Consider the following 23,679-nt stretch of genomic DNA (forward strand, 5'->3'; position numbering starts at 1 on the left):
GATAAAAAACATTTCGGAAAAAAGCATAACTTTGTAGAAAATTTTATCGCCGATACGCAATGCGTCTTTACACCAGTGAACTCGTAAAAAAATACAAGGCCCGCACGGTCGTGGACCATGTGTCGATCGACGTCAACCAAGGCGAGATCGTCGGACTGCTCGGCCCCAACGGAGCCGGCAAGACCACCACGTTCTACATGATCGTGGGGCTCATCAAGCCCAACGAGGGACGCATCTTCCTCGAGAGCGACGAAGGGCAGACCACCGAGCTGACCGACTACCCGGTCTACCGCCGCGCCCAGTTGGGCGTGGGCTATCTGGCTCAGGAGGCGTCGGTGTTCCGCCGCCTCTCGGTCGAGGACAACATCCGCGCGGTGCTCGAGATGACCACTTTCTCGAAGGAGTATCAGGCCGAACGGGTCGAGGCGCTGATCGAGGAGTTCCGCCTGCAAAAGGTGCGCAAGAGCCTCGGCATCCAGCTCTCGGGCGGTGAGCGCCGACGCACGGAGATCGCCCGCGCGGTGGCCATCAACCCGGCCTTCATCCTTTTGGACGAACCGTTCGCCGGCGTGGACCCGATCGCCGTGGAGGACATCCAGTCGATCGTGGCGACGCTCAAGCACAAGAATATCGGCGTCATCATCACCGACCACAACGTCGACGAGACGCTGGCCATCACCGACCGCACCTACCTGCTTTACGAGGGCAAGATCCTCAAAACCGGTACGGCCGAGGAGCTGGCCGCCGACCCGATGGTCCGCAAGGTCTACTTGGGACAGCATTTCGAGCTCAAGAAGAGCCACCAACTGACACAGGAGATGAAAAACCGCATAGGACAGGAGACAAAGGAGTAATTATGGACAAAACGGCTGGCCCGGGCCGCGTCAAAGGCACACTGACGCCGCCCTGTTCGAAAAGTTATGCCCAGCGCGCCCTCGCGGCGGCGCTGCTCTCGGAGGAGGTCTCGGTACTGCGCAACCTCGAATTCTGCGACGACACCCGCTCGGCCCTGCGCTGCATCGAGGCGCTGGGCGCCCGGGTCCGTCAGGCGGACCCCACGACGCTCTCCATCGAGGGCGGACTCGCCCCCAAGGTCAAAGTGCTCAATGTCGGCGAGTCGGGGCTCGCGACACGTCTTTTCACCCCTCTGGCATCGCTCTGCTCCACGCCCATCGTCATCGAGGGGCGCGATTCGTTATTGCGCCGCCCGATGGGGATGATGCTCGAACCCCTGCGCCGGCTGGGCGTGCGGGTCCGCGACAACGACGGCTTCCTGCCGATCGAGGTCTGCGGCCCGATCCGCGGCGGGGAGGTCGAGGTCGACGGATCGGTCTCGTCGCAGTTCATCACGGGGCTGCTGCTGGCCCTGCCCAAAGCCAGACAAGACACGACGCTGCGCGTACAGGGCGCGGTGTCGACACCTTATTTAGATATGACGCTCGACACGGCGGCCCGTTTCGGCGTGGAGATCAGCCAGCGCGACTACGAGGAGTTCTACATCCCGGGGCGCCAGCACTACCGCTCGACCTATTTCAGCATCGAGGGCGACTGGAGCGCCGCGGCGATGCTGCTGGTGGCGGGCGCCACGGCCGGAGAGGTCACCGTGCGCAACGTCTCGATGCTCTCCAAGCAGGCCGACACAGCCATCTGCACGGCGCTGGTGCGCGCCGGGGCGGCGGTCATCAACGAACCGGATTCGGTGACGGTCCAGCACCGTCCGCTCCGCGCCTTCGAGTTCGACGCCACCAACTGCCCCGACCTCTTTCCGGCACTCGCCGCGCTCGCCGCGGCGGCCGACGGCGTGAGCGAAATCCGCGGCACGTCGCGCCTCGAATACAAGGAGTGCAACCGCGCCCAAGCCATCCGCGACGAATACGCCAAGCTGGGCATCGAGGTCGACACCTCGGAGGAGGACCTGATGCGCATTCGCGGCGGACAGGCCCACGGAGCGCGCACGCGGAGCCACGGCGACCACCGCATGGCCATGTCGCTGGCCGTCGCTGCGCTGCGCGCGGACGGCGAGATCACCATCGAGGGTGCCGAGAGCGTCGCCAAAAGCTATCCCGGATTTTTCGAGGACCTCGAACACATCCGGTATTAAAACCCGTTGCCCATGAACCAATTCGGACAAAATTTCCGGCTCACCATCTGGGGTGAGTCGCATGGGGCGCAGATCGGCGTCTCGATGGACGGCGTCCCGGCCGGAATCCCCCTCTCGGAGGCGGATTTCGCCGAGGACCTCGCACGCCGCCGCAGCGGAGCCCCCGGGACCACGCCGCGCCGCGAACCCGACCTGCCGCAGATTGTCTCGGGCATCTACAACGGCCGCACGACGGGCGCCCCGCTGACCGTCGAATTCGCCAACACCAACACCCAGTCGCAGGACTACTCCAACGTCGTGCGCCACTACCGGCCCTCGCACGCCGACTTGGTGGCGCACCATAAATTCGGCGGGTTCAACGACCCGCGCGGCGGAGGCCACTTTTCGGCCCGCCTCACGCTGGGGCTGGTGGCCGCGGGCGTCGTGGCCAAGAAACTGCTGCCCGCGGGCGTACGTTTCGCCACACGGCTCACCGAGATCGGCGGATGCACCGACCCGGCCCGCTTCGACGAAGTGCTGCGTGCGGCGACAGCCGACCGCGATTCGGTAGGCGGCGTGGTCGAATGCCGCGTGCAGGGTGTTCCCGCGGGGCTGGGAGAGCCGTTCTTCGACTCGGCCGAGAGCATGATCGCCCACCTGCTGTTCGCCGTTCCGGCGGTCAAGGGGGTGGAGTTCGGCAGCGGGTTCGCAAGTGCGCGTCTGCGCGGCTCCGAGAACAACGACTGCTTCACCGACGCCGGGGGAACCACCGCGACGAATCATGCCGGCGGCATCAACGGCGGCATCACCAACAGCAACGAGATCGTGGTTCGCGCAGCGCTGAAACCCACGCCGAGCATCAGCCGCGAACAGATGACCTACAACGAGGCGACCGACCGGGTGGAGCCGCTGGAAATCCGCGGCCGCCACGACGTCTGCGTCGCCCTGCGCGGCGCGGTGGTCATAGAAGCCGCCGTGGCGATCGCTTTGGCCAACTTCATCCGCTGATGACCCGCCGCGAGACCGTCGACCGCCTGACCGAACGCCTCGTGCCCCTCTACGGGGAGCGCGAAGCCCGCGCCATCGCCCGCAACGCCGTTGCGGAACTCGCCGGACTCCCGCTGTCGGCCCTGCTGACCGACCCCGGGGCGGAACTCGCCGTCGAAGGGCTGGCGGAAGCAGAGGCACAACTCATTACGGGAAAACCGCTGCAATATGTCGTCGGACACACCGAATTCTGCGGCCGCCGTTTCGCCGTGCGCGAAGGGGTGCTGATTCCGCGTCCCGAGACCGAGGAGCTGGTCGATCATATCCTGCGGAGCGAGCGCGGGGGTGGAAAACTGCTGGACGTGGGGACCGGGAGCGGCTGCATCGCGGCGTCGCTGGCGCTGGGGCTTCCCGAAGCGGAGGTTTTCGCCGCCGATATTTCGGACGACGCGCTGGCCGTCGCCGCGGAGAATTTCCGGACGCTGGGCGCCCGGGTCACGCTCCGCAAGGCCGATGCGCTGAGGGGACTGGCGGAGGTCTTTCCGGAGCGTTTCGACGTGATCGTCTCGAATCCGCCCTACGTTCCCGAAAGCGACCGCGCGGCCATGCACCCCAATGTCCGCGACCACGAACCCGCTGTGGCGCTGTTCGTCCCGGACGACGACCGCATCCGCTTCTACCGCGCCATCGCGCAGGCCGGACGGCAAATGCTGGCGCCCGGCGGACGGCTCTGGTTCGAGATTTACGAACATGCCGCGGACGAGGTGGTCCGCATGCTCGGCGACGAACGATACACCGACATCACGGTCCTCAGGGACCTTTTCGATAAACCCCGCATGGTATGCAGCCGGCTGAACTGAAAAAGAGACGCGACAAGACCCCGGAACAGGCGCTCGCCGCGCTGATGCGGCTCTGCGCCCGGGCCGAGAAGTCGGAGAGCGACGCCCGGCGGCTGATGCGCGGCTGGGGGCTGGCCGACCGGGATGCCGAACAGGTGCTCGGAAAACTGGTCCGCGACCGCTTCATCGACGACAGCCGTTATGCCGAGGCCTTCGTGCGCGAGAAACTGCGGCTGAGCGGCTGGGGCGCGTACAAGATCCGCACGGCGCTGCAACGCAAGGGCATCCGCAAAGAGCTGGTCGACGCGGCATTGGCGCAGGCCGGGGGCACGGACATGGGCCAGCGCCTCGCGCAGATGCTCGCCCGCAAGGCGCGGACGGTGAAGGCCGCCACGCCCTATGATTTGAAAACCAAATTGATACGCTACGGGCTATCGCTCGGATATGAATACGAGGCGGTGATCGAGACCGCTTCGGCAATGGTGAGGGAGACAGATACATGCGACGACTTTTAGCTTTTCTGCTGTTTGCCGCGATCGACACGGGGGCACAGGCCCAGCGGCTCGATCCCGGCGATTACATTTATCCCATACGCGATGTGGCGCGGCTCTACGCGGCCAACTTCGGCGAGATGCGTCCGGCGCATTTCCACGCCGGCATCGACATCAAGACCGACGGCGCGGAGGGCAAGCCCCTCGTGGCCGTGGCCGACGGCTATGTCTCGCGCGTGAGCCTTGCGGCGGGCGGTTACGGCCGGGCCGTCTACCTCACGCTGCGCAACGGTACGACGGCCGTTTACGGCCACTTGCAGCGTTTCCGCGACGACATCGAAGAGCATGTCTGGCAGGAGCGCACGGCACGCCGGGCAAACGGCGTCAATCTCTGGTTCGGCCCCGAAGCGTGGCCCGTGAAGCAGGGCGACGTGATCGGATTCTCGGGCAACAGCGGCTCGTCGATGGGCCCGCACCTCCATTTCGAAATCCGCGACACCCCGACCCAACGGCTCTACAACGTCGTCCGCGAGGGCGTCATCCGCCCCGAGGACAACCTCCCGCCCCGCATCATGCGCCTGCATTACGTCGAGGTGGACACCCTGCAAGGTGTTCCGGTCCGCAGCCGCATGGAGAGCTACGCCGTGGTCCGCGAGGCCGAAGGCCGTTACCGTCTGACGCGCGAGGAGCCCGTAGGCGTGGGGCGCAAGGGTTATTTCGTGGCCGAGGTCACCGACCGCCGCAACGGCGTGAACAACACGTTCGGCATCTGGCGCGTCACGGCTTCGGCCGACGGCATCCCCTACTTCGAATACCGCATGGACGGCTTCACCCACGACCTGTCGCGCTGCTGCGACGCCGTGAGCTGCTATCCGCTCCAACTCGGTTCACGCAACGAGGTGATCCGCCTCGCCCGGCTGGCCGGTGCGCCCGATTGTTTCTTCCCCACGATGGAGGAGCGCGGCTTGGTGCGCACGGCCGAAGGGCAGCAGCGGCGCATCCGCATCGAGGCCGAAGACGACTGCGGCAACCGCTCGGCGCTGGAATTTACGATCCGCGGACGTTCGGAGAGTTTCCGGGCCGAGCCCGACACGGCGGCCGTCGCCGTGTACCCCGACCGGACGTCGCTCCTGCAGGTCGGCCGCGAGGCCCGAATCAGCATCCCCGAGGGGACGCTCTATGAACCCGTCTTCGCAAAACCCGAACGCCGGGAGGCCCCGCAGGCCGATTCGGGCGTCGTGGTGCTCTCGCCCGCCTACCGGTTCCTCAGTCCCGAGACACCCCTGCGGCATGCCGCGGCGGTCACTATCCGCACCCATGTGCCGCGGCCGTTGCAGTTGCAGACCGTGCTGGCCGTGCGAAACCGCCAAGGCCGGCTGGCCCATGTCGGAGGCACCTATGCGAACGGTGCCGTGACGGCCACGACTTACGCCACGGGCGACCTGACCGTAGTGGCCGACACGCTCCCGCCCTCGATCCGGCCCCTTTTCACCGAGGGCGCCGACCTCTCGAAAGCCGAGGGTCTGCGATTCCGCGTCGCCGACAATTTCTCGGGCATCGCCGCGTGGACGCTCCGCATCGACGGAGAATGGGTCCCCTGCGACCGGTTCCCCGTAAAGGGTACGCTCGTCCATTTCTTCGGCAATCCGGCGACACGCCGCAAACACGAGGTACAGCTCTCGGTAAGAGACGGATGCGGCAATACAGCACATTTCAGGGGCATATTTTACCGGTAATGAGCGGGGATTGCAAAATATTTCCTATATTTGCAGTAATAGCAATATCAACAGAAATGACAGACAACAATACATCGGAGCGTAAGCCGCTGATCCTGATTGCGGAAGATGTCGAAAGCAACTACAAACTGCTGGAAATAATACTCAAGAAGGAGTACAACCTGCTGTGGGCCAAGAACGGCAAGGAGGCGGTGGAGTACGCTCTCGCAGAGCATCCCGACGCCGTGCTGATGGATATCAAGATGCCCGTGATGGACGGCATCGAGGCCCTGAAGGAGATTCGCCTCCACACGACCGAACTGCCCGTCATCATGCAGACGGCCTATGCATTCGACACCGACCGGCGCATCGCCGAGGAGGCAGGCTGCAACGGATTCATCACCAAGCCCGTCATGCCGCGCGAACTGAAAATGTATCTCGACAAATACCTCAAATAGCTTTTTCGAAAAGTTATTTTTTCCTGAAAAACAGACCGGAAATTTGTCCGGTCTGTTTTTTTTAGTACTTTAGCATCCGCAAAAGCGTCGTCCCAGCAAATGTATTTTTTCCGGCACATATTCTTCGTGATATGCGTCCTGATGTGCTCCGTCCCGGGTGCTCGGGCGCAGCGTCAATTATCCGACAGCCTCCAGCAGGCGCTGGCCGCCACGGCCGATCCCGAAGCCCGCGTGCAGTTGCTTCTCAATCTGAAAGATGTCAACGAGGATTCGAACCTCAATCTGGCTTATTCGATCCAGCTTTTCCGCGAGGCGGCCGCCGTCGGCGACACCTACGCCATGGCCGTGTCCGTGGTGCCCGTCATCGCCCAATACGCCCCCTACCCCGAAAAGGAGGACTCGCTCCGTTATTGCATTTCGAAATTGCGGGAGCTGACCCCCGGAACCCCCGAGGAGGGCATGGACGCCTATGCCCAGATGAGCGTGGGATTCTACCGCCTGCGCAATGAATACGACCGCGAGAAGGCACTGCGGCTGGCCCACGCCATCCGCAAATGGTGCGACGACGACGCGGCACATCCGGACAACGGTTTCCACCGGGTCAAGCGGCTCGTGCTGAAAGGCCACGCCGGGGTGACGATCGAATTCTACGAAAAGAAAAACGGACGCGCCTACATTCCCCAGACCGGGATCTGGGAAGAGGCCTTCGAACTCACCCGCCGGATGCCCGACCTGCTCGTCCGGCACAATTTCGCCAGTCTCGTCTACTACGTCCTCAGCGGCGCTTACAATCAAGCCAGACGCTACGACAAACAGGTGAAGCTGACCTCGGACTACATCGGCATGCTCGACGCCTACTATGCCGGGGAAGACCGGCTGGGCCGCCGCCCCTACCTCTACCGGGACAACAGTTATGTGAACCCCTTCCGGCAGTTGATCCGCTGTACGCTCAACATCGGACGCAACGACCTGACAGAGATGCATTTCGAACAGTTCCGCCAGCGCATGCTGAATGCCGACGGGGAGAACCTGCTGCGCAACAAGACCTATCTCTATGAATTGGGGTATCTCTGGAAAGGCATCCGGGGCGACTATGCGCAGGGCATCCTCTACTGCGACTCGCTGATCACGATGATCGGTCAGGGCAAGGGCTACTTCCGCATGAATTCCTCGAAGATTTACCAAGTTCACCGCGACCGGAGCCTGATGCTGGCCCGTGCGGGGCGTCACGAGGAGTCATACGCCGCTTACGAGCGTACCCGGGAGGTACAGGACTCGATCTTCAATGCCGAACAGCTCGAACGGAGCGAGACCATCCGCCTGCGCCATGACATGGACCGCCTGAAACTCGCCGAGACCCACGCCGTGATCCGCAACCGCATGGCGGCGCTCATCTCGTTCATAGCCCTCGGCGTTCTGCTGCTCGGCACGGGCGTCTATTTCGCCGTCGCACTGCGCCGCAACCGCCGCCTGCAGGCCGACATCGCCCGCCACGCCCTCAAGGCGCAGGAGAGCGAGCACATGAAGTCGATCTTCGTCAACACGATCTGCCGCCGCATCGGGCCGCCGCTGGGAGCCATCGACCAGACGGCACATGCGGTAATGACCACCGAAGCCCCCGTCACCGACCGGATGCCGCTGCTCAAGGCGATCCGGGAAAACACCGACCTGCTGCTCTCGACGCTCGACAACATGCTCGAAGCCGCCAGTCTCGACAGCCTGACCGAACGACTCCGGGTCGAACCGGTGGACATCGACCGGCTGTGCCGTGCGGAACTGATCTCCGCCCACCGTCTCCGACAGGGGCAGGATATCGAATACACGATCGAAACCCCGGGAGAAGCGTGCATCGTCCCGACGCATCCCAAATATTTCGCACTGGTGGTCCGCGCGCTGCTCGACAACGCCCGCAAATTCACCAGCAAAGGGCGCATCACGCTCAGTTACGAAACCGACGCCGCGGCCAATGAGCTCCGCGTACAGGTCACCGACACCGGCTGCGGAATCCCGCCCGAGCGACGGGAGGAGCTGTTCAGTCCGCTGACCGACACCTCGTCCGAATCGCGCGGCCTGAGTCTCGCGCTCTGCCGCATGATCGCCGAACATCTCGCGGGTTCGATACGCCTCGACACAAGCTATACGAAAGGAGCCCGATTCATCTTCACAATTCCGCTGAAACCATGACCGGGCGCATCCGACATACGTTCGCCGCAGCCGCGTTGCTGCTGCTGGCCCTGACGGCCGGACCGCATCCGGCCGCCTCACAGCCGTGGGCGCCCCGGGACGGTGACAGCGCATTCGGAGGAACTCCCGGGATACACCTCTTCCTGCCCAGCCAGTTCATCGAATCGATCCGCCGGGACCGACTGACCATGGCCCGCATCCGCAGCTATCGTGAAACCTACGCCAAGGCCGTCGAGCAGGGCGAATACGAGCGGGCGCTGGCCTATACCGATTCGCTGATCCACATGGCCGAACACCACCCCATCCCGGGCGTGACTTTCACGGGAGGCTATCAGAAGCGCGCCCGGATGCTCCACCTTCTGCACCGCGACGCCGAGGCTTGCGCGGCTTTCGACCGGGCCGTGAAAGTCCGGGATTCGGTCATGCACCTCGAGCAGAGCCAGACGCTGCGCGAAATGCAGGCTTCGTACGAACTGGACCGGCTGGAACTCGACAAGGCACTGCTCACGGCCCACCACCACAAGACGGCCCTCATCTCGCTGGCTCTGCTGCTCGCAGCGATCGGGGCGGGAATCGGGTTCATCTACGCCGGAAACCGCCGCACCCAGCGGCTTCAGCGCGAATTGCTGCAACAAATGCAGCATGTACACGAAAGCGAGGCGAAGAAGGCGGATTTCATCAATTCGATCTGCCACGAGGTGCGCACGCCGCTCAACAGCATCACGGGGTTCTCGGAGCTGCTCTCCACGGAGGAGGTGCTGCCCGAAGCCCACGCACAATACTGCGAGATCATTCAGGAGAGCCGCCGCCAGTTGCGCTATCTGTTCGACGACCTGCTCGAGGTCTCCTACCTCGAGAATCTCACCGAACCGCTGCCGTGCGACTATCTGGACATCTGCGCCCTGTGCCGCACGCAACTGCGGGTGATGAAGGTCCGCTTCCCCAAAGCCGGCGTGACCTATGTCGACGGGATTCCCGTAGAGCCGGTCGCGGCAATCTCGAGCGAGAAATACCTCACTATCCTCATCGCGGCACTGCTCGGCAACGCGCACAAATTCACCCGGCAGGGACAGATTAGCCTCGAATGCAGCAGGGATGAGGAGCATTTCCGCATCACCGTCACGGACACCGGATGCGGCATCCCGCCCGAGCAGTACGACTACGTCTTCGAACGTTTCACCAAACTCGACACCTTCAGTCAGGGCAACGGACTGGGGTTGTACCTCTGCCGCCTGATCGTCGGCCATCTGGGCGGCGAAATCCAGATCGACCCCGACTACACCGGCGGTACGCGCGTGGTGGCAACCCTGCCGCGCAAATAACTGACCAAATAAAAAGGGAGGGACCGAATTTCGATGCCGGTCTGTTTGAGCTTCGACCCGTTGAAGGTATAGCTCAACTCAGCCGACTGCAGCCGCCACAGGGTTCCGCACTGTGTTGTATATAGTCCATGCGAATTTTCAAAGTCTTGTGATTAATCACAAACAAATAAAAAACAGCCATGAGCGCCCTTCTACCCCATATTTATGTGTTGTCAGAAAAATAAGAGCGATCTTCATATAGCATGAAAATCGCCCATCGAGAAGTGATCTCGGCGCGGTTCGAACGCGCGACCGACGGCTTAGAAGGCCGTTGCTCTATCCAACTGAGCTACGAGACCATCGTTAAAATGACGCTGCAAAAGTAAGAAATTTCGGAGCAACTACAAAAATATGCTTGTGATTAATCACAAAAAATAGATGCCGGTACATTTCTTATATTGACCTTTTCCCTTCACATTTCAACATCAGACCTCCGGGACTTTTGCACTGCGGGCTTTTTTATCCACTGTGCTTTCCTTGTGATTCATCACAAAGAAAGCAATGCCAGCTATCAGCAGGAGGTATCGTTTCAGGGATATGGGCTTTCGCGGTTTCATGGGACGTCTACTGCGCCTTGAGGACAAATACGGCGCTGTCGTATATCTTCGACAGGTGGGGGTTTATGCCGGCATTCATGAGCAGTTCACCGCTGAGGGTCTTGCCGTCGAACCAGAAGCGGGGTTTGTCGACGTTCAGCTCCCGCACGGCGTACCCGGCCTTGGGGTCGAGCCCGTCGAGGCGGAATTTCGGGATCAGCGAACGGCCCTGATAGTGCAGGCTGTAGGCGAAGAGCACGGCCTGCCGCTTGTCTTTCGAGACATACAATACCCCGTAGCTGCCGCTCTCGTCGTAGGGCGTGCCGATGCGGTAGAGGTCGCCCTGCATCACGATGTCGCGGTACTCCTTGTAGCTGGCGATGGCCCGGCGTGCGAATTCCTTCTCGGCGTCGGTCATCTGTTTGGGCTGGAGCTCCATGCCGAGACGTCCGGCGCAGGCCATGTCGAAGCGGAACTTGATCGGCGTGACGTTGCCCGTCTGGTGGTTGGGCACGGCCGAGACGTGCGAACCCATCGCCACGGCCGGATAGAAGAGGCTCGTGCCGTACTGGATGCGGGCCCTCGACAGCGCTTCGGTGTTGTCGCTGGTCCAGAATTCGTCGAAATACCGGAGCGCCCCGTACTCCACGCGGCCGCCGCCCGAAGCGCAGGCTTGGATCAGCACGTCGGGATATTTGGCCCGGATGCGCTCCATCACGCGGTAGAATCCCTGCGCATAGTCGATCCAGAAGTGCGACTGCTCGTCGGCGGGCAGATAGGCCGAACCCACGTTGTTGGCGTTGCGGTTGGCGTCCCACTTGATGTAGTCGATCTTGTCCGAGAGCTTCATCGTGTTGTCGAATGTCTCGAAGACGAAGTCCTGCACGGCGGGGTTCGAGAGGTCCAGCAGCCATTGCCTGCGGGTCTCGGGCGCGTCGCGCTTCGGCGGCCGCACGATCCAGTCGGGATGCTTCTCGGCCAGTTCGCTCTTGGGGTTGACCATCTCGGGCTCGATCCAGATGCCGAATTTCAGCCCCTTGCGGTGGGCGTAGGAGGCGATGTCGTCGATCCCGGCGGGGAGTTTCTTCTGGTTGACCTGCCAGTCGCCCAGTCCGGCGTTGGCGGCGTTGCGCGGGTACTTGTTGCCGAACCAGCCGTCGTCCAAGACGAACATCTCGAGCCCCATCGAAGCGGCATCGTCGATCATCTGTTTCAGGACCTTGGCGTCGAAATCGAAATAGGCCCCCTCCCAACTGTTGAGCAGCGTCGGGACGACCCGTTCGGCGTGGTAGACGCCATAGTTGCGGCCCCAGTCGTGGAGGTTGCGCGAGGCACCTCCGGCGCCGCGCAGCGAGTGGGTGTAGATCATCTCCGGGGTGGTGAACGACTCGCCCGGCCGGAGCCGGTATTCCGAAGCGTTGGGGTTGGCCCCGGCCAGTATGGTCAGCGCGTCGTATTCGTCGACCTCGAAGTTGAGGCGGAAATTGCCGCTCCACGCCAGCGCTCCGGCGATCACTTCGCCGCAGTTCTCGCTGAAGGCGTCACTCCCCAGCGTGAGCATGAAGGAGGGGTTCTCGGTGTGCGTGGTGCGCACCTCGCGCATCGACTCGATGCTTTTCGACCCGTGGGTCAGCAGCGTGTGGTCGACCTGCGCTTCGCGCGCCCAAGCGCCGTAGAGGTGTGTCAGCAGGTATTTGTCGGCTTTCAGCGTCAGGGCCGAGGAGTAGAAACTGTGTAGTGTGACGGGACCCTGCTCGCGGTTGCGGATCACCGTGTGCGTGGTGATGACGTTCTCCCGGGCATAGGCCGTGAAGACCAGTTCGACGTCCAGCGCCTGACTGCTGTCGCTCATCTTCACGACGGTCTCGGTGACGTTGGGGTCGGCCAGTTGCCGCGACGTGTGAGACACATAACGCAGGTCGGTGTTCATGTCCCCGTCGGCGTGGGTGACGCGCAGGGCCGGTTCGCGGAAATTCCGCCCGCCCATCGCGGGATAGGCCAAATCGTCGGTCCCGTGGTCGGCGCGGCGGGAACTCTTGTAGTCGGACAATGGGGCCGGGTCGTCGATACGGCCCCCGAAGTGGCGGAAATAAACCTCTCCGCCCGAGCGGGCGGCAAGCACCATCGACACATCGTCGGTGCGGATGTCGATGAGTTGTTGAGGGGCAGCGGCGGAAACCGCGCCTGCGGATAAGGCGGCGGAGAGCAAGGTCAGCAATCGGTGTATCATAGTGCGGTTATGGGAATTCTGAAGATGGTGTCACATGGAAATCCATGTGACACCATTCTATTGAAGTCTATTGTAGATTGGCTAATAATTTGCTACGCACCGGACGTTGTTTGAGGACCCCGTCTCGGCATAGGTTGAGAAATTACAACTGTTGTTACCGATCGTAATGCGGTAATTCTTGTTATCGCTGGTCACGGTAGCTGTCCAGTGGAACGAATAGGTTCCGAAACTGCCAAATTTATCCCCCGTATATTTGCCGCAGGGCAGGATATTGAAGCCGATCCGTTCAATTACATCGGGGAAATACATCGGGTATTTTCCGACCGGGAAGATGCCGCTGGGTTTCGTCAGGTTGAACATCGTTCCACCATCCACGGCGTTGGCATTCGCCGCCCACAATCCGCCTTCGGCCGCCGGACGGCTGCCGCGCAGATAGGAGGCCACAAATCCGTGATCGACCATATTCATCGTAGCCATCGGATTTGTCTCCCGGCTGTCAGGCATGTAAATTCCCTCTTTAGCGGCGAGCACTTCTTCGAGCGAGCTCTTGCGCAGTCCGTAATCATCGGCGATACCTGATGCCAGATCGTAAAAATCATAGGCGTTGGGAACATGCCACCCCTCGGGACAGATGCCGCGAATCTGGACATTGTACGATGTGACTCCGTTATTGAGCGTATAGGAATTACCCATATCGTCGGTTCCCGAAGCCCCGTACACATAGGGATTAGCCCCGGCGGAGAGCCCCGTCATGGCTTCGGCCCATGTATAGTAACGGCCGTATTTCGAACCGTCGGGATCATCGGGCGCCGTGCGGCCCACCGAACCGTCCTCTCCGGCATTATTGAGATTCACGGTCATCCATGTTTTGGTACCGTAGCGCTTGGCCGGATATCCGTCGGTCGGCAGCACACAGATCATCTTTTCGAAGTGATGGGTCTCCGAAAGCCCCGTCTTGCTGACCGTGGTCACCGTAATGCTGTTTGCAGGAATGTTCACCGACTTGCGGTTGGCCTTGAGCACAACCCGTTCCGTATCGCCTCCGCCGACGATAGTCAATGCCTCCGGAACCGTCCATGAATAGGTCGCCACTTGTTCATCGCCGGGAACATAGACCGAGAACTCTTCGTCCAGATCCACCGTCAGCGAACCGACGATCGAACTCTGCACATAAGCCGGACGCGGGGGAAGCCCCGTGATGACGATCTCTTTCCACAGGGTACGGGGAGTGCTGGCCCCCGCAGCGTTCCGGGCGGTAACGGTGATGACACCGGCCGGAATGACGCCCTCGGCCAACCCGGCCACCAAAAGACGCGAGGTATTTTCGCCCTCGACGATATTGAGCATTTCGGGCAGGCTCCAGAAGTAATCCTCCGCTCCGGACTCTTCCGGAACCGAAAGTTCGAACGAATCGCCCATCCGGACGGTATAAGGAGCCTCAAGCCCCACGACGATAAAATCGGGCTGCGACGGGACCGCAGGTTCATCATCGCTGCATGCGGTCGTAAGCAGAGCTCCGGAGAGCAGCCATGCCGCATATCGAATAAGTCGTTTCATAGTTGCTGATTTTTATTTCCTGTTTTCAATCTCTTCAAGACGCTGCTCCATAGCCCGCCAAGTACCGGCCACCTGCCCGAAACTGTCGTAACCGCCGACTTCGAACATGAATACGCCGTCATATCCCGTCGAGGCGATTGCCCCGATCAGTACGGGCCAGTCGATCACGCCCCTGCCCATCGTCCAATGCTTCTCATCCACGGCATCGTAATCCGAAATGTGAAGACTGGCGATACGGCCACCTACGGCCCGGGCAAACGCTTCGGGGGTTTCTTGCAGCAAATGGTTGGTATCGAAGCAAATACCGACCGAAGGATCTATCCGCCCGAACAACGCCAGCATCTCGTCCGAGGTGTTGCATAGGCAAGTTCGCGGCAGGTCCTCGACAAGCAGTTGGGCATCGGTGCCGCGGGCAGCCTCGGCCAGCGTGTTGATCGAGTTCACGCTGTTTTCGAAATGGACGGCTCGCAGCGAGTCGGTGATCGGCTCCGCGCTGGGATGCAGAACCATCTTCCGGGGATTGAGCGTCTGTACGGCATCGATGAACCATGCTATTTGCCCTACGACGGCCGTACGGAGCGAGTCGTTCGGAGAACTGATGTCCCAAGCGCGGCCGAAAGGAAGATGCACGGACCAGACGACGAGTCCGGCCTGTTCGGCATCGGCGCGGAATCGTTCGATAGCCGCAAGCCGCTCTTCGGAGGATTTTCCGCGCAGCGAATTGAGCGTCACCTCGACATAACCGAACCCGGCCTCTTTGACCTGCTGTAATTTTTCAGCCGGCATGGTCAGCGATACCGACAACCCCATCGGCCAACTGCGATATGCCTCGAGCGTACTGCGTCCGGCAGTCCCGCAACCGGATACCGACGCGGTCAGGAGCAGGAATAGGATAAATTTTACGGTATGTTTCATGGGTTTGTCAGCTTTGAGGTTGATGGTCGGCCGGATAGCTGAACGTATTGTTGAGCATCCAGCGTCCCTTGTAAATCTGTGCGCCGTCCCGTTGGTAAACACTGCGGCCGCCGGTATCGATCAGTTTGTCCGACCAATAGCTCTGTGTCGGATAGAGCAGGATCGTTTCGTAATCGGCCGGGCCCGACGACACACACTTGATATTGGCCGTCGTGCTGGCGTTAAAGCGCACGAACTCCTTGGTCGAGACATTGAATTTCCAGATCGCATTGGGCGTGGTGAGCCAAAGCTGGTTGAGCCCGTACACCGGAAACAGCTCATGCGCATTGTTCTGTCCTTCGGGCAGCGGATAGGTGTCCTGCAGCACCAGCGCCGGCCTGCCGTCGGACCGGGTATACCGGTAAGTATGGATCACATCGCCGGCTGTGGCCCACAGGAGCTCGTTGGTGCGGTCCCAGACGGCATTGTGCCCGAAGGTCAGCGGGTAGGTCGCCACTGGTTCGGACGCGAACCGCCGCCCGAAGTCGACCTCGTAAAGACGCAGTTTATCACCGTCGGCCGTGCCGTCGGTCGATGAGGCTACGACGACATTGCCGTCGGGCAGCAATTCGGCCGAGTGAGGCTGACCTTTCGGGCAGGCATAGAACATCACCCGCTTGTCTTCGATCCGGATGATCGCCACTCCGCCGCGGGTCGCCGTGATGAGCAGGTATTTGCAATCATAAATCGGTTTGACTTCGTCGGGCAGTTCGAACCAAGCCTGCTCGGCAGCCGTCAGGTCCGAATCGGCGGGTGTCCAATGCCAGAGCATCTCGCCGGTCGTGCGGTCGACGAGTGCGACACGGCTCGGATTCTGTTCGACGAGCGCGATCACCTTTTCGCCGGTAGACGCAGGCGGATCGAGCGGCGGCAGCGGGATGATCGGCTTGTCGTCCTCGCTGCAAGCCGCACACAGAGCGATGGCTGCACATAGGCCGATGACAAATCTGAAAAAAAGGTGTTTGTATGTCATGGTTATAGAATTTTATAGGTTACTTGACTACCAGCCGGGATTGTTGGGGCGAAGCGTCGGGGCGATTTCGATCTGGCTCGACGGCACGGGCCACCAGTAATCCCGCTCCTTGTTGAAATTACGCGTACCGATCAGCGTGCCGTCGTATTTGTAGATACTGAGATCGTTCATCACGTTTTCGGCTTCGCGCCAACGACGCAGGTCGTTGTAATAGGTGCCTTCTCCCGCCAGCTCGACACGGCGTTCATAGCGGATATGACGGCGCACGGCGTCGGCATCGTTCCCCGGATAAGCCAATGCGGAGGAAGAGGTGAACCCCGCACGCTGGCGAATCGCCTTCACGGTCCGGTTCCAAATCTCCTCGGTCATCTCGCCCAGCTCGTTCTTGGCCTCGGCATACATCAGCAGCACGTCGGCATAACGCAACAGCATGATGTTCGTCGGCGAACTGTTCTCACCTAAGTTCAGTTCCTGATCACCCGGCACCTTTTCGGTGTAAACCGTGTATTTCTTATAGATAAACCCGGTCTGTTTGTTGGTAAATCGGACGTTGGTATTGTCGGTCTTCACGGTTTCGCCCATCCAAGTCGCTCCGGGATAGACGATCGTCTGCCCGAAGCGCGGATCGAGATCGTCATAATTTTTCGAATCGGCATAGGCGGACTCTTCACGAGGTTTCCCGTCCTTCATCCAATAGCTGTCGACGAAGTTCCCGAGCGGGGCCGCACCGTTATACTGACGCATCACGATATCCATGCTGTGTCCCAGCCCGAGCGGGTTGGAAACAGCCTCGACATTGAAGATCGACTCCGAAGAGTGCTCGGCCGCCTCGGTGAAAAGTTTTGCATAACCGTCCTGATACAGCGAATAAACCCCCAGCTCCAGAACGTCCCATGCGGCATCGGCGGCATCCTCCCAAGGCTTCGCCTCGTGTCCGGGATTGCACAGGGCGCTTGCCTCGAAGCAGAGTACCCGGGCGCGGAGCGCCAGTGCGGCGCCTGCGGTAGGGCGTCCAAGGTCGGTCTTGGCTGTGTATGTCCGGGGCAGGATCTTCGAAACGGCTCCCAGTTCATCGACGATAAAGCGGATCATCTCCGCCCGATCGGTACGCGTACGGCCTACCTGCGAAATATCGGGAGAATCGACGATCAACGGGGCCTTGTAGTAATAAGTAGTAAGCACCGAATAATAAAGAGCCCGCAGAAAACGCGCTTGCGCCTTCATCTGGGTAATCGCTTCGGTCGAAAGCTCCTTGTTGAGATCGATATGCTGAAGCAGCATGTTGCAGCGGCCTATACCGGTGTAGGCATCCTTCCAGCGGCCGGCAAAGATAGTGCCGTCGGCCGTGTGGCTGCCCTTGGCAAGATCGTTCCAGTTGAGCGTATTGGAGTAGTTGTAAGCATTGGGCGTGGCGCACTCCTCCATGGCGATAGCCATGCCCCCGAACATGCTGCCATTGCGCAGCGGAAGATAACAGCCGGTCAGCCCGCTCTCCGCATTTTTGGCACTATACCAGAAAGTCTTGTCGCTGTATGCACCCGTCGGCTCGAAATCCATCGAACACGAAACGGCAGCCGCGGAGAACAGCAGGCTCAGTCCGAGATATGTGATCTTTTTCATTTTCAAACTTTTTGTCGTTAGAAACTCAGGTTCAGACCGATCGAAACGGTCTTCAGGTTGGGATACTCATAGAGATCCGTGCGGGTCGTGGTAATCTCCGGATCCCAGAGGTCGAAGTCGGAAATCGTCCAAAGGTTCTGACCGCTGACATAGACCTGCAGCGCTTCGATACGCAGCGGCTTCAGCAACCGTTTGGGAAAATTATAGGTCAGTTGAATATTCTTCATGCGCAGGTACGAGGCGTTGCGGAGCCACTTGGTCGAGGGGATGAAATTCTCCGGAGCATCGGTGTAGGTGGTCAGCAGCGGCAGTTTCGCGTTGCGGTTGTTCTCGGTCCACGAATCGGTGGCCCAGTCCCGGGTCACGCCGGCGCCGTTGTTGAACGGCACCGCAAGATTCGCCGTGGGATAGGTGTACACCTCGCCCACGCCCTGAAACTGGGCTTCGAGCGAAAGGCCCTTCCAGCCCAGATGCACGCCGAACGAGTAGGTCAGTTCGGGAATGGAGTTGCCCACGACGATTTTGTCCTTGTCGTCGATCACATCGTCATCGCAATTATTCTTGTATTTGAGATAGCCCGGGCGGAGCTTCGTGCGGTCGCCGTAAACGACCGCCGCATTGTCGATCTCCTCCTGCGACTGGTAATAACCGTCGGCCTCATAGACATAGAACGAGCGGATGGGATACCCCTCCCGGGTGATGAGCGTATTGCTGTTGGCCAGAATCTGCCCGCCGTCGAGCGATTTCACGCGGTTGCGGACGAAACTTACCGAACCGTTCACACCGTAAGAAAAGTTCTTGATCTGATCGCGCCATGCACCCGAAAGTTCGAAACCCTTATTGAGTACCGTCCCGACATTGCTTTTGGGACCGTTGAGACCGCCGACGTGCGAAGGGATCGTGCGGGTCATGATAATATCGAAGGTCTCCTTGTGGAAATAGTCCGCATCGAAGGTCAGACGGCTGTTGAAGGCCGCAAAGTCCACACCGACATTGTACGAACGGGTCTTTTCCCAGCCCAGCATACGGTCGGTAAGCTGCGTCACCGCAAATCCGGCTGCGGGCGTACCTCCAAACGAATAGTTCTGGTCAATGGCATCGTAAGTCATCTGGTAACTGTACGGGCTCACGGACTCACTGCCCATTACGCCGTAGGACGCACGGATCTTGAGCAGATCGATCTGTTTCACATCGAAGAATTTTTCCCGGCTGAGGTTCCACGCCACCATGACCGAAGGAAACATGTGCCAGCGGTTGTCGCGCGAAAGGTTGCTCGAACCGTCATAGCGCAGCGTACCCTCGATCATGTAACGGTCGTCATAGGTATAGGCCAAACGTCCGTAAACCGAGATCATGCGCTTTTTCCAAGAACTGCCGGTAGCTTGGGCATTGGTCTGGTTCGTGAGCGCCTCGAATTCGGTCAGCGTATTGTCGTTGAACCCATAGTTATAGGCTTGGAAATTCCGGCTGTCATTGTGCTGCCAATCCTGTCCCACCATGACATGGATGTTGTGGCGGTCGTAGTCGTTCTCCCAGACAAGGCGGTGAGAAACGGAGTACTGCGCCGCGACGGCATCCCAGTCTTTCACACGCGGGGCACTCGTATTGAACTTCTTCGTATCGCCGGTCTTGGGATTGACCGTATACATCTGCGGAACAAAGTTCTTGCTGTAATGGTCGATCTTGCGGAATCCGACCGTGGCATAATATTTCAGGTGCGGGGCCAGCCGCAAATCGGCATTGATCGTGGAGAGCAGCTCTTGGTAATTCCGATAGACAAAGCCCTGCTCGACCTGCATGCGCGGATTCTCGATGTTGTTACGCCCCGGAGTGAAGAGCCACGTCGAACCGTAAACCCCGTTACGGTGGTAGTCCGAAAAGATCGGCAGCCCCCGCATGATAGTCTTCAGTACGGTTCCCGTCGAATAGCCCACTTCGTTGAAAGTCCGCAGGTTCCCCTGAAACGTTCCGCTGATGTTGAGTGCGTCGCTCACACGCGCGTTGAGCTTCAAATCGAAGGCATAACGCTGGGCGTCGTCGTTATCGATGAAAACACCCTTCTGGTCGGTATAACCGAAGCCCATCGAATAGGTTACGGCATCGGTGCCGCCCGACAGACGCACGCTGTGCTGCTGTACATAACCGTCCTCGAGACAGATATCGAACCAGTCCGATGCGGGATAGACCGACCGGTCGGTCTTCATGCCCTCCATATACTCGAGTATCTGGTCATTGTTGTACGACACGGCGCCGGGACTGATGCCGGAATTGGTTTCGGCCAGATTGCGCAGCCGCATATAGAGTATCGGATCGGTAACCACATCCGGAAGATAGGTGGCCCGCTGCACACCGTATTTACCTTTGTACTCGATGCGGGGACGCCCTTTGGTCCCCTTCTTCGAGGTCACGAGAATCACGCCGTTGGCCGCTTTCAGTCCGTAAATGGCAGCCGATACATCTTTCAGCACCGAAATCGACTCGATCGTGGAAGGATCGATTTCCGAGAAGTCATATTCCACGCCATCCAGCAGCACCAGCGGTGCGCCTCCTGTCGAGTTCAGCGAGTTGACGCCGCGGATCGAGATCGTAGCATTGTCACGGCCGGGCTGCGAACCTCCTTGGTTGACCCAGATACCCGGCGTGTTATAGAGCATCTGCGTAGAATTGGTGATGGGCTGGTTCTCTTTGCGCTTGATATCCACGGAGGCCACCGACCCGGTAAGGGAGAGCTTTTTCACAGTCCGGTAACCCACGACAACCAGTTCTTCCAGTTCGGTGGACTGGTCTTGCAACACCACGTCGATCTGCGAACGGTTATTGACCGCTTCCGTGACACTCTCGTAACCGATATAACGGAACGTAAGCGTCGCATCGGGAGCGACCAGCAGCGAATAGGAGCCGTCGGAACCAGTAGCCGTACCGTCCGTACCGCTCACAATGACGGTAACGCCAACAAGCGGCTGTCCCTGTCCGTCACGGACGGTGCCCGTCACCCGGTATTTCTTGGGAGCCGAAGAAGATCCGGCTCCGGGATCGGACTTGCGGCTCAGAAAGATCCGGTTGGTACCCTGCATCCGGTACTCGATACCGGTACCGGATAGAATTCGGCCGAGAACGTCCTTGACGTCTCCTTCGAGTCGTCCGGCAGCATTCGAGCGCGTTTTGACCAGTTCGAGCGCATAGGAGAATTCAATACCGGTCTGTTTGGATATTTGCGGCAGAATATCGGCAAGCGTCTGTTTTTCAGCCGTGACATTCACGATAACCCGCTGGGCCGACGCCGGGAGGATTACAGCAAGGAGCAATGCCGCTGCCAGCAGTATCCGCAGTTTCCCGACACCGTTTCGAACAGGCAATAACATACCTGCCGCGCCCTTGCGGGCGACGTTCGGAATAGAGTTCATATAATGTGATTTTAAAGTTTAAGATTGGATTTCAGATGAGACGGTGCGGGATTTCCCCCGCAGTAGATGTCAGGCAGTCGTCATAGGCATTTCCTTTTTTGGATTCTTCAGAATTATAATAGTCGCGCGAATTATTCGGATTAGCGTTTGCGTTTGATCAGGACATGCCGGTCCTGAAGGGTGTATTCGATCGGTACGATCAGGTTCAGTATCTCGAGCATCTGTCCGAGCGCCTCGTTATTGCCCACGACCAGACGGTAGGCCGTATCGTCGAACGACGCGGGATCATAGATGACCGAAACGTCATAGCGTTCTTCAATCAGACTGACAATCTCGGCAAAAGAGATACATTCGTAGACCTTGTGGTTGTAGTGCCATGCCGTATATTTTCCCGTCTGCACCTCGTTTACCGAGAGCAGTTGCCGGCTCCGGGCATCCACGACGGCCTGTTGTCCCGGGCGGAGCGCGGCCAGTTCTTCACCCGAAGGGCTTTCGAGCGCGATACGCCCCTTTTCAAGCGTCGCTTCGACTTGTTCGCCGGCCTTGACATTGAACGAGGTACCCAGCACCCGGATATGCACCCCCGGGGTCTCGACCACAAAGGGGTGGACCGGATCGGATTTGACATCGAAAAAAGCCTCCCCGGAGAGTTTCACCCGGCGGCGGCGCGAGTCGAAATCCTCACGGAACGAGAGTTCTCCGCCTTGGTTCAGATAAACCCGGGTGCCGTCGTCCAACACAAAATCCAGCACCTCGCCCGGAACCGTATTCGCGATCGTGTGCCATTCGAAACGTTCCCGGTACTTGTCTACCCCGATCCCGGTCAGTATCGCCCCGAAAAGCAGCGCCGCAGCGACCGCCGTGCGGGCCAGATATTGCAGCCGCCTGATACGCCGGCGCTGGTCCAACTGCTGATTTATCTTGCGGACTGCCCCTTCGACCTCGGGAGCCGAGGCATGTTTATAGGTGTTTTTCAGGACCCATAGCTGTTTGACACGAAAGAACTCGGCCCGATTCTCTTCGTTCTGTGCGATCCACTCTTCGACCATGCTGCGCGTTTGCGCATCACAGCGACGGTCGAGATAATCGACGATTTTCTGCGGATTGATCGATTGCATCATTGTCGTTTTACTGAATAAACAATCCAGAACCGGAATTTACGCAGCCGATTCTGGATTTATTGAAATTTATTTGAGAAAACTCAGATCATGGAGATTGCAGCCAACATCAATGCGAACAACTCTTCGGTGGAAATCCGGTTCCGCAAGAACTTCAGCGCCAGATAAAGGTGTCCCTCGACCGTGCGACGCGGCATCCCGAGCAATTCGGCAATCTCTGCGTTCGACATGTCATGCAAGAACGAGAGCCGGAAGACCTCCCGCCGCTTGTCCGGCAGCTCCTCGATAATGCCGAGGACCCGTTCGAGCAACTCCTTATTGCAAAGCGTACGGACAATGTCATCGTTATTGGCCCGAAGCCATTCGGCCTCATTCTGCAACAGCGCATCAAGCGACCCTCCTCCCGAAAGATTTTTACTGCGTTTCAGGCTGTTCAGCATCCGGGAATGACAGGCTCGGAAAAGATAGGTTTGGATTCCGGAGACGAAAGTCAGTCGGGAGCGATGTTCCCAGACGTAGAGAAAGACATCCTGTACGACGTCGCGGGCTGTTTCGTCATCGAGCAGAATGCAGGCATACCCCATCAGCCGGGGATAATACTCCTGTATCAGGCTATCGAAAAGTTCCCGGTCTCCGGGCCCCAAAGTATATATCTCTTTTGCGTCCATCGTAACAATAAAGCGAGGTTAAAGATATGAAAAAATTAGAACTTTGATTATTGTCTGAAAATGGAATTCTTATTTTAGCATGTCATATTTCAAATGACATGCGCATAAGTTCATGATTTTACCATTCCAAAGTTGCTCAGACACAATTTCTATCCGGTAAATTAAGTTCCGTGATAAGTTTGTCTTTTTACAATAGAATCTGATTTTGCTCCTGAGCAGATGTCGGGCTCGCAATCGTCGCCCCGATCGACCTTTCGGAGACCGGTCCAGTCAGGCTTATGACTTGTCGTGGGGTTTTCGGCGGCACCCCGATGTACAATTCTTCGTCAAAACACGGCGGTCAGATATCGACGCTTAGGGGCCCCGGGCCGTTTTTTTATCGCCGTTTCCTTAGAGGGCGCGAATCCCTTGGTTTGCAATAAAATAATATCAATATCTTCAGATCCTTTTCCGGAGCTGTCCAAAAAGTTTCATCCTCCTGATTTGGTTATTTGGTTTTTAATC

At 59.3% G+C, this 23,679-nt stretch carries 17 protein-coding genes and 1 tRNA gene; 9 read left to right on the top strand and 9 right to left on the bottom strand.

The features are described 5' to 3' along the window. The first annotated feature begins 59 nt into the window (after positions 1-59). From lptB to BN5935_RS00505, 9 genes are all read left to right on the top strand, one after another. Positions 60-854 (top strand): LPS export ABC transporter ATP-binding protein, encoded by a 795-nt coding sequence (lptB, locus tag BN5935_RS00465; protein WP_064974350.1) that lies wholly within the window; start codon positions 60-62, stop codon positions 852-854. Between the two features lie 2 nt (positions 855-856). Continuing rightward, entirely contained in the window at positions 857-2,101 is a 1,245-nt protein-coding gene (gene aroA / locus BN5935_RS00470; protein WP_064974351.1) for a 3-phosphoshikimate 1-carboxyvinyltransferase, read from the top strand. A 12-nt stretch (positions 2,102-2,113) separates the two neighbouring features. Continuing rightward, the gene (locus BN5935_RS00475) at positions 2,114-3,088 is read left to right on the top strand and encodes a chorismate synthase (protein ID WP_064974352.1); all 975 of its coding nucleotides are present in this window, start codon (positions 2,114-2,116) and stop codon (positions 3,086-3,088) included. Continuing rightward, the gene (gene prmC, locus BN5935_RS00480) at positions 3,088-3,927 is read left to right on the top strand and encodes a peptide chain release factor N(5)-glutamine methyltransferase (RefSeq protein ID WP_064974353.1); all 840 of its coding nucleotides are present in this window, start codon (positions 3,088-3,090) and stop codon (positions 3,925-3,927) included. The genes BN5935_RS00475 and prmC overlap by 1 nt, the downstream gene beginning before the upstream one ends. After that, positions 3,909-4,421 carry a regulatory protein RecX gene (locus BN5935_RS00485; protein WP_064976772.1) on the top strand — a complete coding sequence of 171 codons (513 nt, stop codon included), beginning with the start codon at positions 3,909-3,911 and terminating at the stop codon, positions 4,419-4,421. The genes prmC and BN5935_RS00485 overlap by 19 nt, the downstream gene beginning before the upstream one ends. After that, positions 4,406-6,133, top strand: a complete 1,728-nt coding sequence (locus BN5935_RS00490) for a M23 family metallopeptidase (protein ID WP_064974354.1) — start codon at positions 4,406-4,408, stop codon at positions 6,131-6,133. The genes BN5935_RS00485 and BN5935_RS00490 overlap by 16 nt, the downstream gene beginning before the upstream one ends. Before the next feature lie 56 nt (positions 6,134-6,189). Beyond that, a complete protein-coding gene (locus tag BN5935_RS00495) occupies positions 6,190-6,570 on the top strand; it encodes a response regulator (RefSeq protein ID WP_064974355.1) in 381 nt (126 codons plus the stop codon). Between the two features lie 141 nt (positions 6,571-6,711). Beyond that, positions 6,712-8,754 (top strand): sensor histidine kinase, encoded by a 2,043-nt coding sequence (locus BN5935_RS00500; protein ID WP_235820959.1) that lies wholly within the window; start codon positions 6,712-6,714, stop codon positions 8,752-8,754. Continuing rightward, complete coding sequence (locus BN5935_RS00505; RefSeq protein WP_064974356.1) at positions 8,751-10,076, top strand: sensor histidine kinase; 1,326 nt, start codon at positions 8,751-8,753, stop codon at positions 10,074-10,076. The genes BN5935_RS00500 and BN5935_RS00505 overlap by 4 nt, the downstream gene beginning before the upstream one ends. A gap of 264 nt (positions 10,077-10,340) precedes the next feature. Here BN5935_RS00505 and BN5935_RS00510 read toward each other — a convergent pair. The 9 genes from BN5935_RS00510 to BN5935_RS00550 form a co-directional block, all read right to left on the bottom strand. After that, positions 10,341-10,414 (bottom strand) — tRNA-Arg (locus BN5935_RS00510). Positions 10,415-10,679: 265 nt separating this feature from the next. Further along, on the bottom strand, positions 10,680-12,881 hold the full coding sequence (locus tag BN5935_RS00515) for an alpha-galactosidase (protein WP_064974357.1): 2,202 nt from the start codon (positions 12,879-12,881) through the stop codon (positions 10,680-10,682). Positions 12,882-12,962: 81 nt separating this feature from the next. Continuing rightward, positions 12,963-14,438, bottom strand: a complete 1,476-nt coding sequence (locus BN5935_RS00520) for an FISUMP domain-containing protein (RefSeq protein WP_064974358.1) — start codon at positions 14,436-14,438, stop codon at positions 12,963-12,965. Positions 14,439-14,450: 12 nt separating this feature from the next. Continuing rightward, the gene (locus BN5935_RS15440; RefSeq protein WP_064974359.1) at positions 14,451-15,353 is read right to left on the bottom strand and encodes a sugar phosphate isomerase/epimerase family protein; all 903 of its coding nucleotides are present in this window, start codon (positions 15,351-15,353) and stop codon (positions 14,451-14,453) included. Positions 15,354-15,360: 7 nt separating this feature from the next. Next, the gene (locus BN5935_RS15365) at positions 15,361-16,365 is read right to left on the bottom strand and encodes a DUF6528 family protein (protein ID WP_064974360.1); all 1,005 of its coding nucleotides are present in this window, start codon (positions 16,363-16,365) and stop codon (positions 15,361-15,363) included. A gap of 27 nt (positions 16,366-16,392) precedes the next feature. Then, positions 16,393-17,985 carry a RagB/SusD family nutrient uptake outer membrane protein gene (locus BN5935_RS00535; RefSeq protein WP_064974361.1) on the bottom strand — a complete coding sequence of 531 codons (1,593 nt, stop codon included), beginning with the start codon at positions 17,983-17,985 and terminating at the stop codon, positions 16,393-16,395. Positions 17,986-18,002: 17 nt separating this feature from the next. Further along, a complete protein-coding gene (locus BN5935_RS00540) occupies positions 18,003-21,389 on the bottom strand; it encodes a SusC/RagA family TonB-linked outer membrane protein (RefSeq protein ID WP_064974362.1) in 3,387 nt (1,128 codons plus the stop codon). Positions 21,390-21,529: 140 nt separating this feature from the next. Then, positions 21,530-22,510, bottom strand: a complete 981-nt coding sequence (locus BN5935_RS00545; RefSeq protein ID WP_064974363.1) for a FecR family protein — start codon at positions 22,508-22,510, stop codon at positions 21,530-21,532. An 80-nt stretch (positions 22,511-22,590) separates the two neighbouring features. Beyond that, positions 22,591-23,175 carry an RNA polymerase sigma-70 factor gene (locus tag BN5935_RS00550; protein WP_064974364.1) on the bottom strand — a complete coding sequence of 195 codons (585 nt, stop codon included), beginning with the start codon at positions 23,173-23,175 and terminating at the stop codon, positions 22,591-22,593. Positions 23,176-23,679: the final 504 nt, after the last annotated feature.

The sequence above is a fragment of the Alistipes provencensis genome (assembly GCF_900083545.1).
Lineage (GTDB): Bacteria > Bacteroidota > Bacteroidia > Bacteroidales > Rikenellaceae > Alistipes > Alistipes provencensis.

Coding starts and splice junctions, on each gene's coding strand:
- lptB (WP_064974350.1), top strand. CDS start 60: ATGCGTCTTTACACCAGTGAACTCGTAAAAAAATACAAGGCCCGCACG.
- aroA (WP_064974351.1), top strand. CDS start 857: ATGGACAAAACGGCTGGCCCGGGCCGCGTCAAAGGCACACTGACGCCG.
- BN5935_RS00475 (WP_064974352.1), top strand. CDS start 2,114: ATGAACCAATTCGGACAAAATTTCCGGCTCACCATCTGGGGTGAGTCG.
- prmC (WP_064974353.1), top strand. CDS start 3,088: ATGACCCGCCGCGAGACCGTCGACCGCCTGACCGAACGCCTCGTGCCC.
- BN5935_RS00485 (WP_064976772.1), top strand. CDS start 3,909: ATGCAGCCGGCTGAACTGAAAAAGAGACGCGACAAGACCCCGGAACAG.
- BN5935_RS00490 (WP_064974354.1), top strand. CDS start 4,406: ATGCGACGACTTTTAGCTTTTCTGCTGTTTGCCGCGATCGACACGGGG.
- BN5935_RS00495 (WP_064974355.1), top strand. CDS start 6,190: ATGACAGACAACAATACATCGGAGCGTAAGCCGCTGATCCTGATTGCG.
- BN5935_RS00500 (WP_235820959.1), top strand. CDS start 6,712: ATGTGCTCCGTCCCGGGTGCTCGGGCGCAGCGTCAATTATCCGACAGC.
- BN5935_RS00505 (WP_064974356.1), top strand. CDS start 8,751: ATGACCGGGCGCATCCGACATACGTTCGCCGCAGCCGCGTTGCTGCTG.
- BN5935_RS00515 (WP_064974357.1), bottom strand. CDS start 12,881: ATGATACACCGATTGCTGACCTTGCTCTCCGCCGCCTTATCCGCAGGC.
- BN5935_RS00520 (WP_064974358.1), bottom strand. CDS start 14,438: ATGAAACGACTTATTCGATATGCGGCATGGCTGCTCTCCGGAGCTCTG.
- BN5935_RS15440 (WP_064974359.1), bottom strand. CDS start 15,353: ATGAAACATACCGTAAAATTTATCCTATTCCTGCTCCTGACCGCGTCG.
- BN5935_RS15365 (WP_064974360.1), bottom strand. CDS start 16,365: ATGACATACAAACACCTTTTTTTCAGATTTGTCATCGGCCTATGTGCA.
- BN5935_RS00535 (WP_064974361.1), bottom strand. CDS start 17,985: ATGAAAAAGATCACATATCTCGGACTGAGCCTGCTGTTCTCCGCGGCT.
- BN5935_RS00540 (WP_064974362.1), bottom strand. CDS start 21,389: ATGAACTCTATTCCGAACGTCGCCCGCAAGGGCGCGGCAGGTATGTTA.
- BN5935_RS00545 (WP_064974363.1), bottom strand. CDS start 22,510: ATGATGCAATCGATCAATCCGCAGAAAATCGTCGATTATCTCGACCGT.
- BN5935_RS00550 (WP_064974364.1), bottom strand. CDS start 23,175: ATGGACGCAAAAGAGATATATACTTTGGGGCCCGGAGACCGGGAACTT.